This is a genomic window from Falsiroseomonas bella (assembly GCF_003173615.1).
GTDB classification, from domain to species: domain Bacteria; phylum Pseudomonadota; class Alphaproteobacteria; order Acetobacterales; family Acetobacteraceae; genus Falsiroseomonas; species Falsiroseomonas bella.
Genome location: NZ_QGNA01000002.1, coordinates 352730 through 367401, shown reverse-complemented (window position 1 = coordinate 367401; position 14672 = coordinate 352730). Strand labels below are relative to the sequence as shown.

Sequence of the window (14672 nt, the reverse complement as noted above, 5' to 3'; positions counted from 1 at the left end):
ACCCTCCGCCGGGCGCCGCCCGGGCCGCGCCGGCCAGCGCCTCCGTGATGGGCGCGCCGGCGCCGGCGCCCCATATCCCCGGGCGGAGGTATCCGCATGCCCGATTCGCTTCGCATCGAGACCGACTCCCTCGGCACGATCGAGATCCCGGCGGATCGGCTCTGGGGCCCGCAGACGGAGCGGGCCCGGCGCCTTTTCCGCATCGGGACGGAGCGCTTCCCGCCCATCCTGATCCGCGCCGTCGGGCTGCAGAAGCAGGCGTCGGCCGAGGCCAACAAGGCGCTCGGCGAGTTGCCGGAGGACATCGCCGCGGCAATTATCGCCGCTGCGGCGGAGGTCGCGGCCAACCGCCACGACGGGGAATTCCCGCTGCCGGTCTGGCAGACCGGCTCCGGCACGCAGACCAACATGAACGCCAACGAGGTCATCGCGCATCTGGCGAACCGCGCACTTGGTTCCGCCGATCCGCGCGCGCCGGTCCACCCGAACGACCATGTGAACCGCGGCCAGTCCTCCAACGACATGTTCCCGACGGTGATGCATGTCGCCGCGGCCGAGGCGGTGACGCATGGCACCATCCCCGGCCTCCGCGCGCTGCATGCCGCGCTGGCCGAGCGCGCGGCGGCGTGGGAGGCGATCGTGAAGATCGGGCGGACCCACATGATGGATGCGGTGCCGGTCACGCTCGGGCACGAGGCAGCGGCATGGGCGCGGCAGGTGGAGCTCGGCATCGCGCGCCTGCAGGATGCGCTGCCGCGGCTGATGCCGCTGGCGCAGGGCGGGACGGCCGCGGGCACGGGGTTGAACCGGCATCCCGATTTCGCGCGCGCCTTCGCCGAGCGCATGGCGGCGCTGACCGCCCTGCCCTTCACCGCCAATCCCAACCCCTTCGAAGGCATGGGCGCGCATGACGCGCTGGTGGAGGTCTCGGGCGCGCTGAACACCGTCGCAGTCTCGCTGAACAAGATCGGCAACGACGTGCGGCTGCTCGGCAGCGGGCCGCGCGCCGGTATCGCGGAACTGGTCATCCCGGCCGACGGGCTGTCCAGCTCGATCATGCCGGGCAAGACCAATCCGACGCAGTCGGAGGCGCTGACCATGGTCTGCGCGCAGGTGATGGGGAACCATGTCACGGTCACCGTCGCCGGCGCGCAGGGGCACCTGGAGCTGAATGTCTTCAAGCCGGTGATCATCCAGTCCGTGCTGCAATCGGCGCGGCTGCTCGGCGATGCTGCGGCGAGCTTCGCGGAGAACATGGTGGCGAAGCTGGAGCCGAACCTGGCGCGCATCGCCGACAATTTGCGGAAGTCGCTGATGCTGGTGACGGCGCTGAACCCGCGGATCGGCTATGACAAGGCGGTGCAGATCGCCAAGACGGCGCTGGCCGAGGACATCACGCTGAAGGACGCCGCCGCGCGCCTCGGCCATGTGACGCCGGAGGAGTTCGACCGCTGGGTGCGTCCGGAGGAGATGGTCCGGCCCGGCACGACACTGGCGGGCGGGTGAGCCGGCACCTGCGCAAGCGGAGCTTCCGGCTCGCCGGGCACCGCACCTCCGTCGCGCTGGAACCGGCCTTCTGGGCGGCGCTGGAGGCGGCGGCTTCGCGGCGTGGCCGCAGCCTTGCGGCGCTGGTCGCCGAGTTGGACGCAGCGCGGATGGATCCCGACCTGCCGCTGGCCAGCGCGCTCAGGGTCTTCGCGCTGGAGGACGCCGCCGAACGCGGCTGATCATCCTCGCTCGGCGCGCCAGCGTGCCCAGGCGGCGGTCTCGGGCAGCACCCGCGGCTCGGCCGCCGGACCGGTGACGCGCAGGCCGAGCTCGGGCGCCTCCGCCGCGGCAGGGCGCACCGCGAAACGCAGGTCGAGCGTGGAGCGCGGCAGGTCGGCGCTGCCCGACAGCATCGCCGTGGCGCCGGATTCGGTGGTGACACGACCGGACTCAACCACGATGCGCCCGGCTTCGACGCTCCCGGCCGCCTCCAGCCGGTCGAAGGCCGTGGCGCCGGCCGTCAGCGCGCGGCGCGCCGCCGCCTCCGCCTCCGCCAGGTCGCCCAGCCCCGTCGCGCCGGCGGCCGCGGCCAGGTCGAGGCCGGTCAGCACGCCGTCGCGCAGCGTCGTTCGCCAGCTCCCCGACAGCGTGGCGAGCATCGCCGCCGGTGCATGGCCATTCGCGGTCAGCCGCGCCGCCACGTCGCCACGGCCGGCGGTGAGGTCGAAGGGCAGCCCGAGCAGCGGCGCGGCCAGGGTCGAGTCGATCAGCTGCATCTCCAGCGCGAGACGCGGCGCGCCGGAAGCGGTCAGGTCCGCCGCGATCCCGCCTTCCACGCGGCCGCCGGCAAGCTTCCCCGCCACGCGCTCCAGCGCCAGGCGGCCGGAGGCGAGGCGCAGTATCGCCGAAGCCTCCTGCAGGACCGTCCCGGCGGCCTCGACGCGCCCCGCCTCCAGCGCGATCTCGGCATCGAAGCCGGCGAGCGCGTCCAGGGGCAGCGGCTCCGTGCTCCGCAGGCCGGGCAGCGGCAGGGGCAGGCGTTCCGCGACGATCCGCCCGGCGAGGCGCGGCCGCGGCGCGAAGCCGAATGCCAGTTGCCCGCCGGCCCGCAGCCCGCCCGCCACCAGTTCGAAGCTTTCGGCGGAGAGCAGGTTCGGGCCGATCGCAAGATTCCCGATCAGCGAGAACGACCCGTCGCCGAGCCAGGGCCCCACATCCCAGCCGAAGGCCTCGTTCAGCAGGCGCGGCGCGCCCGGATGGCGCAGCGTGGTCGCGGCGGTCGCGCGGCCGGCCGGCAGGTCGAGCGTTCCGGTCGCCTCCAGGCGCAGCTCGCCGAGCTCCGCCTCCCCCTTCAGCGCCAGAGCCTCGGCCGGGCCGCCGCCGGAGAGGCGCAGCGAGACCGGCTTCGCCGCGAGGGGGCGCAGATCGGGCCAGGTGCCGGGGATCAGGTCGAACAGGCCGCGGGCGTTGGATCCGTTCGCCTCCAGCGTGATGTCCGAGAAGCGCAGCTGGCGGCCGAGCTGGGCGGTGCCGGAGGCGATGACGTCGGCCTCCGCGAGCCGGCCGGATAGGCGGCGGACAGTGATGCGCCCGCCCTCGGCGGCGGCGTCGAGTGCCGCGCGCTCCATCACCGCCTCGCCCCAGCGTGCCGTCTCGGCGGCGAGGCGGAGGTTGAGGTCCATGCCGCCCACGGCGCGGCCGAGCTGGTCGAGGTCTATCCCGCGCGGCAGCCAGCGGCCGAGATCCAGCCGGTCCACGGTCAGGCCGAGGCCCAGCGCCGGCCGCGGCCCGTGGCGCAGCGTGCCGGCGCCGGACAGGCGCAGATCCTCGAAGGTGGCGGCGAGCTCAGGCACCGCCGCCTGGCTTTCCTCCAGCACCAGCCGGAAGCGCCCCTCGCCGCGGCGGAGCAGGCTCGGGTCGAGATCCTCCACCGGCAGGTTCAGTGCCGCGAGGGTGGCGCGGATGTCGGGGCCGGTGAAGCGGGCGGCGATCTCGAGCCGCGCGCCGGCGGTGGCGCCGGCGAAGTCGAGCTCCGTCTCCCCGGGCAGCAGCACCGAGACATCGGTGAGCGTCAGCCGGCCATCCTCGAGGAAGGCGGCGCCGCGCAGTCGGCGGAGCGTGAGGCCGGCGAAGCTCGCGGCCTCGGCCGAGAGATCCACCGAGACGGGCCAGGACCGCGGGCCGGCCTGGCGCAACGCCTTCACCCAGCCATCGAGGTCGAGGCGGCTGGCCAGCAGGGCGACGTCGAGCCGCGGCGCCGGCACCAGGCGCAACGCTGCCGCGCCGCGGGCGGGCGCGCCCGCCAGGTCTATGGCCAGGTCGTCGGCGGCCAACAGGTCCGCAGTCGCGGTCAGCCGGCCGGAGGCGCGGAAGGCGCCGGGCGGGCTCGGCAGCAGGGCGGAGAGATCGGGCCCGGAGACCTCCATCGTCCCCTCGAAGCCGCCATCGGGCACCAGCACGCCGCGGGCGCGGCCACTGGCTTCGGGCAAGGCGAGGGAGAGCTCGACCGGTGCGATTCCGTCCCAGCCAGGACGGCCGAGGGTCGCCGCGAAGCGGGCAGCACGGCCGGCCCAGGCGAAGGTGCCGGAAATCTCGAGCGCCTGCGCCGCGCCGCCGGAGCTGAGATGGGCGCTGACGCCCTCCAGCACGGCCTCGCCGAGCCGTACCCGCGCATCCTCGATCTCGGCATCGAGCTCGGTGATCCAGGCAGGCGGGCGGAAGGCGAGGACGGGGCCGGGCGGCCAGGGCAGCGTGACCTCGGCGCCGACCAGCGCGATCTCCCGCGGCGCCAATTGGCCCGCGAGCAGCGAGAACAGGTCGAGCCGCACGCGCAGCATGCGGGCGGTGACCTGGAAGGCGGCGTCGCCCCCGATGTCGGTGGGCGGGGCGATGGTGACGCCGCCGGCGCGCACCACCGCGCGCGGCAGCAGGGTCAGCTCGACCGGCCCTTCCAGCGTCACCGGCCGGCCGAGCCGGTCGGTGGCGATCTCCGCCAGGCGCTCGCGCCAGGGCTCCCAGTCCACGAAGCGCGGGCCCAGCCAGAGCGCGCCCAGCACCAGCAGCAGAAGGAGCCCGGAGGCGAGGCCGAGGCGCTTCATCCGGCCGGCTTCGCGCCCCAGCCGCCGCCGCCCGGCGTCTCCAGCGCCAGCACCTCGCCGGCGGCGAGCGCGGCGCGGTCCTGGCCCTTCATCGGGTGGATGCTGCCATCCGCGCGCTCAACCCATTGCCGGCCCGGCGCGCCAGGGCTGCCGCCCGCCATGCCATGCGGCGGAACGGTGCGGCGGGAGGCGACGATGACCGCTTCCATCGGGCGCAGGAAGCGGATGCGCCGGCGGCTGCCGTCGCCGCCCGGCCACTGCCCGGCGCCGCCGGAGCCGCGGCGGATGGCGAATTCCTCGAGGCGGACGGGGTAGCGAAGCTCGAGCACCTCGGGGTCCGTCATGCGGGTGTTGGTCATGTGCGTCTGCACCGCCGAGGTGCCGGCGAAGCCCGGCCCCGCGCCGGTGCCGCCGCACACCGTCTCGTAGTATTGGTAAACTGCGTCCCCGAACAGCAGGTTGTTCATCGTCGCCTGGGCGGAGGCGCAGGCGCCGAGGGCCGCGAGCAGCGCGTTGCAGGTCATCTGGCTGACCTCGGTGTTGCCTGCCACCACCGCGGCACCCGGGCGCGGCGAGAGGAAGGTGCCGTCGGGCACGACGATCTCGAGCGGCACCAGGCAGCCATCGTTGAGCGGGATGTCCTCGCCCACCAGGCAGCGGAAGCAGTAGAGCACGACCGCGCGGCAGACGGCGGCCGGGGCGTTGAAGTTGTCGGGGCGCTGGGGGCCGGTGCCGGTGAAGTCGATGACGGCGCGGCGACTTTCCCGAGATACGCGGACCGATACCTTGAGTGGGGTGCCATCGTCGATGGTCGTCTCGAAGCTGCCGTCCTGCAGGCGATCGAGCACGCGGCGGACGCTTTCCTCCGCATTGTCCATGACATGCTTCATGTAGGCGCGGACGGTGTCGAGGCCGAATTCCGCGACGGCGCGCCGCAGTTCCTGCACGCCCTTCTCGTTGGCGGCCACCTGCGCCTTGATGTCGGCGACGTTCACGTCGGGGCTGCGCGCCGGATACTTCGCCGCGGCGAGAAGGTCGCGGAACTCGGCCTCGCGGATGCGGCCGCCATCGACCAGAAGAAAATCGTCGATGACGACGCCTTCCTCCTCCAAGGTCTTCGATCCCGGCGGCGTCGAGCCCGGAGTCAGCCCGCCGACATCGGCGTGATGCCCGCGGCTGCCCACGAAGAACAGGATCTTTCGTTCGTTCTCGGCGAAGACCGGCGTGATCACCGTGATGTCCGGCAGGTGGGTGCCGCCATTGTAGGGGTTGTTCAGCGCCACCACGTCGCCAGGCTTCAGGGTGGCGCCGCGCGAGCGGATCACGGTGCGAACGCTTTCGCCCATCGCACCGAGATGAACGGGCACATGCGGCGCATTGGCGACGAGGCGTCCCGTCTCGTCGAAGATGGCGCAGGAGAAGTCCAGGCGCTCCTTGATGTTCACGCTGAGCGACGTGTTCTGCAGCACCGCGCCGGTCTGCTCGGCGATGTTCATGAAGAGGTTGTTGAACAGCTCGAGCATCACCGGGTCGGGGCGCGAGAGGTCCGCGAGCTTCGCGGCGGCGCGCGCTTCCGTCCGGCGCAGGACCAAGTGGTTCAGCGCGGTGACCTCGGCGGTCCAGCCGGGCTCGACGACGGTGGTCGCGATCGCCTCCCGGATAAGGGCGGGGCCGGGGATGCGGTCGCCGGCATGCAGCGACTCGCGATCCAGCACTGGCGCGTCATGCGCCGCGCCCCCGCTGAACAGCCGCACCGTATCGAGGCGCGGAATGGCCTCGTCGGCAGCGCGCGGCGGCAGCGCGGCCTCGTCTACGCGTTCGCCAGGCGAGGTCACCTCCACCAGGCACGCCTCGACGATCACAGGGCGCTCGGGCGTGGCGAAGCCGAAGCGGCGGCGATGCGCCTCGGTGAAGGATGCGACCAGCGTCGCATGGTCGGCGAAGGGCACGGGCAGGAAGCTGTCGGTGCCCTGGTAGCGGAGGTGCAGCCGCCGCGCGGCCGACAGGTTTCCGCGCGCGGCCCCCTGCCGGACCAGCTCGTCGCGCCCCGCCGCTTCCAGCGCATCCAGCCGCGCGGCGAGATCCGGCAGCGCGGCCGAGGAGAGCGGCGCCTCCACGGCGGCCTCGCGGATCACCGTCTGGTCGGCAAGGCCCATCCCGTAGGCGGACAGCACGCCCGCGAAGGGATGGATGAACACCGTCTCCATGCCGAGCTCGTCCGCGACGAGGCAGGCATGCTGGCCGCCCGCGCCGCCGAAGCATTGCAGCGCGTAGCGCGTGGCGTCGTGGCCCTTCTGGATCGAGACCTGCTTGATCGCATTCGCCATGTTGGCGACGGCGACGCGCAGGAAACCTTCGGCGACCTGCTCGGGCGTCTGCTGCGCGCCGGTCGCGGCGGCGATCTCCTGCGCGAGCGCTGCGAATTGCGCGCGCACGATGTCGGCGTCGAGCGGCTGGTCACCATTCGGGCCGAAGATCGCCGGGAAGTGGCGCGGCTGCACCTTGCCGACCATGACATTGGCATCGGTGACCGCCAGCGGTCCGCCGCGGCGGTAGCAAGCCGGGCCGGGCACCGCGCCGGCACTCTCCGGCCCCACCCGGAAGCGCGCCCCGTCGAACGAAAGAATCGAGCCGCCGCCGGCGGCGACGGTGTTGATCGCCATCATCGGCGCGCGCATGCGCACGCCCGCCACCTGCGTCTCGAAGGCGCGCTCGAACTCGCCGGCATAGAGCGCGACATCGGTCGAGGTTCCGCCCATGTCGAAGCCGATTATTCTGTTCAATCCGGCCATGCCGGCGGTGCGGGCGGCGCCGACGATGCCGCCGGCGGGCCCCGAAAGAATTGCGTCCTTGCCCTGGAAGGAGGAAGCCTCGGCCAGGCCGCCACTCGACTGCATGAAATAGAGCTTCACGCCGGGAAGTTCGGAAGCGACCTGCTCGACGTAGCGGCGCAGGATGGGCGACAGATAGGCGTCCACCACCGTGGTGTCGCCGCGCGGCACGATGCGGGGCAGCGGCGACGCCTGGTGGGAGAGGCTGACCTGGGTGAAGCCGGCTTCCCGCGCCAACGCGCCGAGGCGCAGCTCATGCGCCGGATGCGCCCAGGCATGCATCATGACGATCGCCACGGCGCGGATGCCGGCGGCGAACCCTTCGGCGAGCGCGTCACGCGCGGCGGCCTCATCCAGCGCCTCGATCTCCGCGCCATCCACCGCGACGCGGCCGCCGATCTCGGCCACGCGCTCATGCAGCAATTCGGGCAGCCTGACGTTCAGGTCGAAGAGCCGCGGGCGGGCCTGGTTGCCGATGCGCAGCATGTCGCCGAAGCCGCGGTTCACCAGCAGCAGCACCCGTTCGCCCTTGCGCTCCAGCAGGGCGTTGGTGGCGACGGTGGTACCCATCTTCACCGCCTCGATGGTGCCAGGCGGGATCGGCGCGTCTGGCGGCAGGCCGAGGCAGGCGCGGATGCCAGCGACGGCGGCGTCGCGATAGCGGCCGGGGTTCTCCGAGAGCAGCTTGCGGGTGGAAAGGCGGCCTGCCGGATCGCGGGCGACGATGTCGGTGAAGGTGCCCCCACGGTCGATCCAGAACTGCCAGCCGGCCATGGGCTTGTCCTTGCGTCAGATTCGGAGCGGTTCTGTCGGCAGGCCGGCGGTTCCGTCAACGCCCCTTACCTGTAGCCGGCCGGCGCCGCATGCTAGGAGCAGGGACCAACGGGGTGACGGAACAGGCGGCTTGGGCGTCTGGGGCAAGATTCTGGGCGGTGTCGGGGGGTTCCTGACCGGGGGGCCGCTCGGTGCCGTGGTCGGCGCGGCGCTCGGCCATGCCGCCGACCAGGGGGCGATTCCGGGCCGGATCGGGCCGGGCGCGGCCGACATGGCGGCGCTGCTCGGCAACAAGGAGACGCTGTTCGCGATCAGCGTGATCGTGCTCTCGGCCAAGCTGGCCAAGGCGGACGGGCCGGTGAAGCGGCAGGAGATCGACGCCTTCAAGGCGATGTTCCGCATCCCGCCGGAGAACCTGCGCGAGGTCGGGCAGATGTTCGACCAGGCGCGACAGGACGCCGATGGCTGGGAGCCCTTCGCCGAACGGCTCGGGGAGGCCTTCGCGGACAACCGCGCCATGCTGGAGGACGTGCTGGCGGCGCTGTTCTACATCGCGCGCAGCGACGGCCCGATCACGGTCGGCGAATTGCCGGTGCTGCAGGGCATCCACCTCCGCTTCGGCCTGGACCACGCCGCGTGGGACCGCTGCAAGGGCGGCGGGCAGTCGGGCTCGCGCGTGGAGCAGCAGAAGCAGACGGACGATGCCTATGCCGTGCTGGGCCTGACACCGGCGGCGACCGACGAGGAGGTGCGGCTCGCCTGGCGGAAGCTGATGCGGGAGAACCATCCGGACGGCCTCGCCGCGCGCGGCGTGCCGCCCGAGTTCGTGGACCGGGCGACGCGGAAAGTCGCGGAGATCAACGCGGCGTGGGACCGCATCAAGCGGCAGCGAGGCCTTTGAGCGGGTGCGAATCCGCGACCTGCCCAGCCCGAACCACGACGAGCGGCCGGCCGGCACGCCGGTGGACACGCTGATCCTTCACTACACGGGCATGCGGAGCGGCGAGGAGGCGATCGCGCGGTTGCGCGACCCGGCGGCGAAGGTTTCGTCGCACTACGTGGTGGAGGAAGACGGCGCGGTGTTCCGACTGGTGCCGGAGGATCGCCGCGCCTTCCATGCCGGCGTCTCGCATTGGCGGGGCAATGCGGCTCTGAACGGGCGCTCGATCGGCATCGAGATCGTCAATCCCGGCCATGAATGGGGCTACCGCCCCTTCCCCGCGCTGCAGATGGCGGCGGTGTGCGAGCTGTGCCTGGCGATTCTGACTCGCCACCCGATTCCGGCACGCAACGTGGTGGCGCATTCGGATGTGGCGCCGGACCGCAAGGAGGATCCGGGTGAGTTCTTCGACTGGCAGGGCCTGGCCGCCAATGGTGTCGGACTTTGGCCGGAGCGCGACGGCGCGCCAGGGGGGGACGCGCTGACGCTGCTCGGCAGTATCGGCTACCGCACCGACCTGCCGCCGGACGTGCTGATCCGCGCCTTCCAGCGCCATTGGCGGCCGCAGCGCGTGGACGGCATCGCGGATGCCGGCACGCTGGCGCGGCTGAACGCGGTCGCCGCCGCCTGCGGCTGACGCAACGCGGCAACCATTGACCCGCGCGCCCCCAGGCGCGACATCCCCCTCGGCGCCGGGTGGCCGGGCGACCGCTGGCCCACAAAGGCTGGAGGAAAGTCCGGGCTCCACGGGAATGCGGTGCCGGCCAACGGCCGGCGGGCAGAGGGGGAAACCCCGAGGCCCAGGGAAAGTGCCACAGAGAGCAGACCGCCACGGCAGGGGGAGACCTCTCCCGCGGCAAGGGTGAAAGGGTGGGGCAAGAGCCCACCGCGCCCCTGGCGACAGGGGCGGCATGGCAAACCCCACCGGGAGCAAGGCCGAATAGGGGCGGCCGGCGTGGCGGGTCACACCGCCGACGCAGGGGCATTCCCGCCCCGCCGCCCGGGTTGGCCGCGTGAACCCTGCGGCGACGCAGGGTCCAGAGGAATGGTCGTCCAGCGCCGAAAGGCGCGGACAGAACCCGGCTTACAGGCCACCCGGCGCCACCTTTTTCCCCGCCCGACAGGCCGTTTCGCGCCGCCATGCAGGAACAAACAACGAAGCACGACAATCTGCAGGGAATCTGTTTGTATACCTTGTGATCGCTCTGAGGCACGCCCCGTAACCACTTGATGAAGGAGCGTTTTATCCGGAGGTTTGAAGATCGCCCCAACCGAATTATGCTTGTGATCCCGAAATTGCCCGTGCTATCCCACAGCATCCCGTGACGGTGGCCCGCTCGGGGGGCATTCAGGGCTACCGTGGGGATGGTCGGGCGAGCCGGTGGGGTCGGGGGGCCCCGCCGGCCGCTGAGCGGGGGACGATGGCCCGGAGCCGTCGTGGGGGCAGCGACAGGCGCGATGACCCAGTTCGTGGGCACGCATTTCGGGAAGCTGGACCGCAAGGGCCGCATTTCCGTGCCCGCACCGTTCCGCGCCGAACTCGAAGCCTCCGCCACCTCGCATCTCGTCTTCCGCATCTCCCACCAGCATCCGTGCATCGAAGCGCGTTCCCGCGCCGTTTTCCAGCAGATGTTGGAGAGTGTCCTGAGCCTGGCCCATTTCTCCGAAGACCGCGACGACCTTGAGGCCGGGCTGATCGCCGACAGCAGCCTGATGCGCATCGACGGCGACGGCCGCCTGGTGCTGCCGGAGGAGATGGTCGAGGAGGTCGGACTCGGCGAAGCGGTGGCCTTCCTCGGCAAGGGCGACCGATTCGAGATCTGGGACGCCGAGAAGGCCAAGGCGCATGTCGCGGAGGCCAAGGCGCGCGTGCGCGAAAAACGCCTCACTCTGGCCGCCATGCCTCTCAACACGACTCCGAGAGCCGTGCCATGACCGGGCACGTCCCCGTCATGCTGCAGGAGGTGCTGGCAACCTTGCGGCCTCAATCCGGCGCCACCTATCTCGATGCCACCTTCGGCGGCGGCGGCTATGCCGCGGCGATCCTGGCGGCGGCGGCGTGCACGCTCTGGGCGATCGATCGCGACCCGGACGCGATCGCGCGTGGCGCGGCGCTGGCGGCACGCCATCCCGGCCGGCTGCATCTGCTGCAGGCCCGCTTCGGCGACATGGTCGAGAGCCTGGCGGCCGAAGGCGTCACGCAGCTCGACGGCGTGGTGATGGATCTCGGCGTCTCCTCCTTCCAGCTGGACGAGGCGGAGCGCGGCTTCTCCTTCCGCGCGGACGGCCCGCTCGACATGCGCATGGGGCGCGAGGGGCAGACCGCTGCCGACCTCGTGAACACGCTGCCGGAGGACGCGCTCGCGACGATCATCGCCGAGTTCGGCGAGGAGCGGCACGCGCGCCGCGTCGCCCGCGCCATCCTGCGCGCCCGCGCCGAGGCGCCGATCGAGACCACCGCGCGCCTGGCGGAGATCGTCCGCCGCGCCGTGCCGCGCGATCCCTCCGGCATCGACGGCGCCACCCGCTCCTTCCAGGCGCTGCGCATCGCAGTGAACGACGAGCTCGGCGAAGTGGAGCGCGGTATCGTCGCGGCCATGCGGCTGCTCGCGCCTGGCGGGCGGCTGGTCGTCGTCTCCTTCCATTCGCTCGAGGACCGCATCGTCAAGCGCGCCATGGCCGAGGCCAGCGGGCGGCAGGGCGGAGCCTCGCGTCACGATCCGGCGGCGCTGTTGAGCCGCGCCGCACCCGATTTCGCACTGGTCACGCCGAAGGCGCTGCGCCCCGGCGCGAACGAGACCGATGCCAACCCGCGGGCGCGCTCGGCGCGGCTGCGCGCCGTTGAACGCCTGAGCCCCCCGAAGCAGGTGCCCGCATGATCCGCCCCCTCACCGTGCTCTGCTTCCTCGCCTTCGCCGGGGCCGGGGCCTGGCTCTACCAGGTCAAGCACGCCGTCGCGGTCAAGGACCGCGAACTGTTGGAGATCCGGCGCGAGACCGAGCAGGCGCGGCAGCGCATCGACATCCTGCGCGCCGAATGGGCGCTGCTGAACGAGCCCGACCGGCTGCGCCAGACGGCGACGCATCTGCTGACGCTCGAGCCCATGCAGCCGCAGCATTTCGTGCGGCTCGGCGACCTCGGGCGCCGGCTCCCGAATGCCGTGGCCTTTGCCGGCGCCCCCGACCTCTTCGCACCGGCACCCTCGACAGCGCCGGCGACCATGCTGGCCACGGCGCCGGAGCGCGCGCCCGCGGCGCAGCCGGCCAGCAGCCAGGCGGAGACGCCGGCGCCGCAGGCCCTCGTCGCCACCCTCGCCGCGCAGCGCGCCGAGCAGGCCAGCCGCATCGCCGAGGCCAGCGCGCCCCGCCCCACCCCCGTGCGCGCCGCCCCCCGACCGCAGCCGCAGCCCGTGGTGCGGCCCGCCGTCCACACCCCGCCCCCGGCCGAGCCGGCGCCCCGCCCCACCCGCATCGCCGCGCAGGAGCCCGCCGTCGTCTCCGCGCTCGGCGGCGCCACCGCGCTCGGCCGGCCGATGCTCGCCCCGCCCGTCCCGATCGCGCCCGCCGCGGCTGCGACGCTGCGATGATCCCGATCCCGCCCGCACCGGATGCCGCGCCGCCCGGACGGCCTGAACTGGCCGATGCCGCGCGCAACCAGGTCGTGAAGGTCACACGGCCGGAACTCGCCCGTCGCGCCATGCTGCGCCGGACGCGCGCGCGCCTGGTGATCGCGGCGGGCGGCTTCGGCGTGCTGTTCGGCGGCGTGGCCTTCGGCCTCGCCGATGCCATGGTCCTGGACCCTGCCGCCCCCAAACGGCTGCAGGCGATGGAGCAGGCCACGCGCCCGGCCGAGCACCAGCCGCAGCGCGGCGTGATCACGGACCGCAACGGCGAGATCCTGGCCGTGTCGCTCCCCGTCACGGCGCTCTACGCCAATCCGCGTGAGATCGAGAATCCGGACGCCGTCGCGCGCCGGCTGGTCACGGTGCTGCCGCAGCTCGATGTGGAGCGCGTGACGGCGCGGCTCTCCGGCGAGCGGCAATTCTCCTACATCGCCCGCAGCCTGACGCCACGCGAGCAGCAGGCGGTGAACTCGCTTGGCATCCCCGGCCTCTATTTCGAGCAGTCGGAGCGGCGCGCCTATCCGCAAGGCCGGTCCGCCGCGCATCTGCTCGGCGGCGTGGACGTGGACGGCAACGGCATCGCCGGCGTCGAGCGCCGCTTCGACCAGCGGCTGCGCAACAACGCGAGCGAGCCGCTGCGGCTGGCCATCGACGTGCGCGTGCAGCTCGCGCTGCGTGACGCGGTGCAGCGCGCGATCGCCGAGTTCAACGGCATCGGCGGCGCCGGCATCCTGATGGATGTGCAGACGGGCGAGGTGCTGGGCATGGTGAGCCTGCCCGACTTCGACCTCTCCGACCCGGTGCGGCGCGACGACCTGAACGTGCGGCGCGAGGAGGCCGGCTACAATCCGCGCTTCAACCGCGCGACCGTCGGAGTCTACGAGCCCGGGTCCACCTTCAAGCTGCTGACCGCCGCGGCGGCGCTCGACTACGGCGTGGTGAACATCTGGAGCGGCTTCGACGCCTCCCGCCCGATCCGCTACGGGCGCTTCACCATCAACGACTTCCGCGGCAAGAACCGCTGGCTCGCTCTGCCGGAGATCCTGGCCTATTCGTCCAACCTCGCCTCGGCGCACATGGCCGTGGCGATCGGCACGCAGCGCCACCGCGAGTTCATGGTGCGGATGGGGATGGGCTCGCGGCTCGGCATCGAGCTCCCGGAGGCCGCGCTGCCGCTGATTCCGCGCCCGCAGGACTGGCGCGAGATCAACACCATGACGATCGGCTTCGGCCACGGCATCTCCGTGACGCCGCTGCATGTCGTCACCGGCGTCTCGGCGCTGGTGAATGGCGGCATCCTGCGCCAGCCGACGCTTCTCGCGCGCGCGCCCGGCGAAGCGGCGGAGGGCCGCCGCGTGGTCAGCGAGCGCACCTCCGAGACGATGCGGCGGCTGATGCGGCTGGTCGTCACCGCCGGCTCCGGCCGCAGCGCCGACGTGCCGGGCTATTTCGTCGGCGGCAAGACCGGCACGGCGCAGAAGACCGGGCCGCGCGGCGGCTACCTCGAGAACAAGCGCATCGCCGCCTTCGTCGGCGCCTTCCCGATGCAGGCGCCGCGCTACGCCATCTATGTGATGGTGGACGAACCGAAGCCGAATGCGCGCAGCCACGGTTATGCGACCGCCGGCTGGGTGGCCGCGCCGGCCGCCGGCATGGTGATCCGCTCCGTCGCGCCGATCCTCGGGATGGTGCCGGACACCGAGCGGCTGGAGGAGATCCAGGCCTCGATCTCCATACCCATGCAGCCCGCGCGCCCCGCCGGGACGCGCGCCGCCACCCCGCGCACCCCCGCGCCCGCCGGCCAGCCGGCGGCGCCCGCGGCGACGCCCGTGACGACGCCCGCGCCCGCCGCCGCCCCTGCGCGCAGCGCCGCCGTCCCTCCCGCGCCGCAGCGGGAGGCGAGCCTTGCCCCGCGATGA

10 protein-coding genes and 1 other RNA gene are annotated in these 14672 nt (G+C 72.8%); 9 read left to right on the top strand and 2 right to left on the bottom strand.

The annotated features are described in order from the left end of the window. Positions 1–96 precede the first annotated feature (96 nt). Together DFH01_RS10015 and DFH01_RS10010 are read left to right on the top strand one after the other, a co-directional pair. Positions 97–1506 carry a class II fumarate hydratase gene (locus tag DFH01_RS10015; RefSeq protein ID WP_109870298.1) on the top strand — a complete coding sequence of 470 codons (1410 nt, stop codon included), beginning with the start codon at positions 97–99 and terminating at the stop codon, positions 1504–1506. Beyond that, entirely contained in the window at positions 1503–1727 is a 225-nt protein-coding gene (locus DFH01_RS10010) for a ribbon-helix-helix domain-containing protein (RefSeq protein ID WP_109870297.1), read from the top strand. Before DFH01_RS10015 ends, DFH01_RS10010 begins: the two co-directional genes overlap by 4 nt. On the opposite strand, the gene DFH01_RS10005 is transcribed toward DFH01_RS10010, so the two are convergent. After that, positions 1728–4586, bottom strand: a complete 2859-nt coding sequence (locus tag DFH01_RS10005; protein WP_109870296.1) for an AsmA family protein — start codon at positions 4584–4586, stop codon at positions 1728–1730. Continuing rightward, positions 4583–8191: a hydantoinase B/oxoprolinase family protein gene (locus tag DFH01_RS10000; protein WP_109870295.1), complete on the bottom strand. Its 3609-nt coding sequence runs from the start codon at positions 8189–8191 to the stop codon at positions 4583–4585. The genes DFH01_RS10005 and DFH01_RS10000 overlap by 4 nt, the downstream gene beginning before the upstream one ends. A 130-nt stretch (positions 8192–8321) precedes the next feature. On the opposite strand from DFH01_RS10000, the gene DFH01_RS09995 reads away from it, so the two are divergent. From DFH01_RS09995 to DFH01_RS09965, 7 genes are all read left to right on the top strand, one after another. Continuing rightward, positions 8322–9092: a TerB family tellurite resistance protein gene (locus DFH01_RS09995; RefSeq protein WP_109870294.1), complete on the top strand. Its 771-nt coding sequence runs from the start codon at positions 8322–8324 to the stop codon at positions 9090–9092. A 4-nt stretch (positions 9093–9096) separates the two neighbouring features. Beyond that, positions 9097–9768 (top strand): N-acetylmuramoyl-L-alanine amidase, encoded by a 672-nt coding sequence (locus DFH01_RS09990; RefSeq protein ID WP_408609183.1) that lies wholly within the window; start codon positions 9097–9099, stop codon positions 9766–9768. Between the two features lie 55 nt (positions 9769–9823). After that, an RNA gene (rnpB, locus tag DFH01_RS09985) (RNase P RNA component class A) lies at positions 9824–10234 on the top strand. A gap of 355 nt (positions 10235–10589) precedes the next feature. Further along, a complete protein-coding gene (locus DFH01_RS09980) occupies positions 10590–11066 on the top strand; it encodes a division/cell wall cluster transcriptional repressor MraZ (RefSeq protein ID WP_158287692.1) in 477 nt (158 codons plus the stop codon). Next, positions 11063–12010 (top strand): 16S rRNA (cytosine(1402)-N(4))-methyltransferase RsmH, encoded by a 948-nt coding sequence (gene rsmH / locus DFH01_RS09975; protein WP_109870292.1) that lies wholly within the window; start codon positions 11063–11065, stop codon positions 12008–12010. Before DFH01_RS09980 ends, rsmH begins: the two co-directional genes overlap by 4 nt. Next, entirely contained in the window at positions 12007–12717 is a 711-nt protein-coding gene (ftsL, locus tag DFH01_RS09970) for a cell division protein FtsL (protein ID WP_109870291.1), read from the top strand. Before rsmH ends, ftsL begins: the two co-directional genes overlap by 4 nt. Then, positions 12714–14672: a peptidoglycan D,D-transpeptidase FtsI family protein gene (locus tag DFH01_RS09965; protein ID WP_109870290.1), complete on the top strand. Its 1959-nt coding sequence runs from the start codon at positions 12714–12716 to the stop codon at positions 14670–14672. Before ftsL ends, DFH01_RS09965 begins: the two co-directional genes overlap by 4 nt.

Bases quoted from the DNA above. Each gene is read 5' to 3' on its own strand.
- DFH01_RS10015 (WP_109870298.1), top strand. From the start codon at position 97: ATGCCCGATTCGCTTCGCATCGAGACCGACTCCCTCGGCACGATCGAG.
- DFH01_RS10005 (WP_109870296.1), bottom strand. From the start codon at position 4,586: ATGAAGCGCCTCGGCCTCGCCTCCGGGCTCCTTCTGCTGCTGGTGCTG.
- DFH01_RS10000 (WP_109870295.1), bottom strand. From the start codon at position 8,191: ATGGCCGGCTGGCAGTTCTGGATCGACCGTGGGGGCACCTTCACCGAC.
- DFH01_RS09980 (WP_158287692.1), top strand. From the start codon at position 10,590: ATGACCCAGTTCGTGGGCACGCATTTCGGGAAGCTGGACCGCAAGGGC.
- rsmH (WP_109870292.1), top strand. From the start codon at position 11,063: ATGACCGGGCACGTCCCCGTCATGCTGCAGGAGGTGCTGGCAACCTTG.
- ftsL (WP_109870291.1), top strand. From the start codon at position 12,007: ATGATCCGCCCCCTCACCGTGCTCTGCTTCCTCGCCTTCGCCGGGGCC.
- DFH01_RS09965 (WP_109870290.1), top strand. From the start codon at position 12,714: ATGATCCCGATCCCGCCCGCACCGGATGCCGCGCCGCCCGGACGGCCT.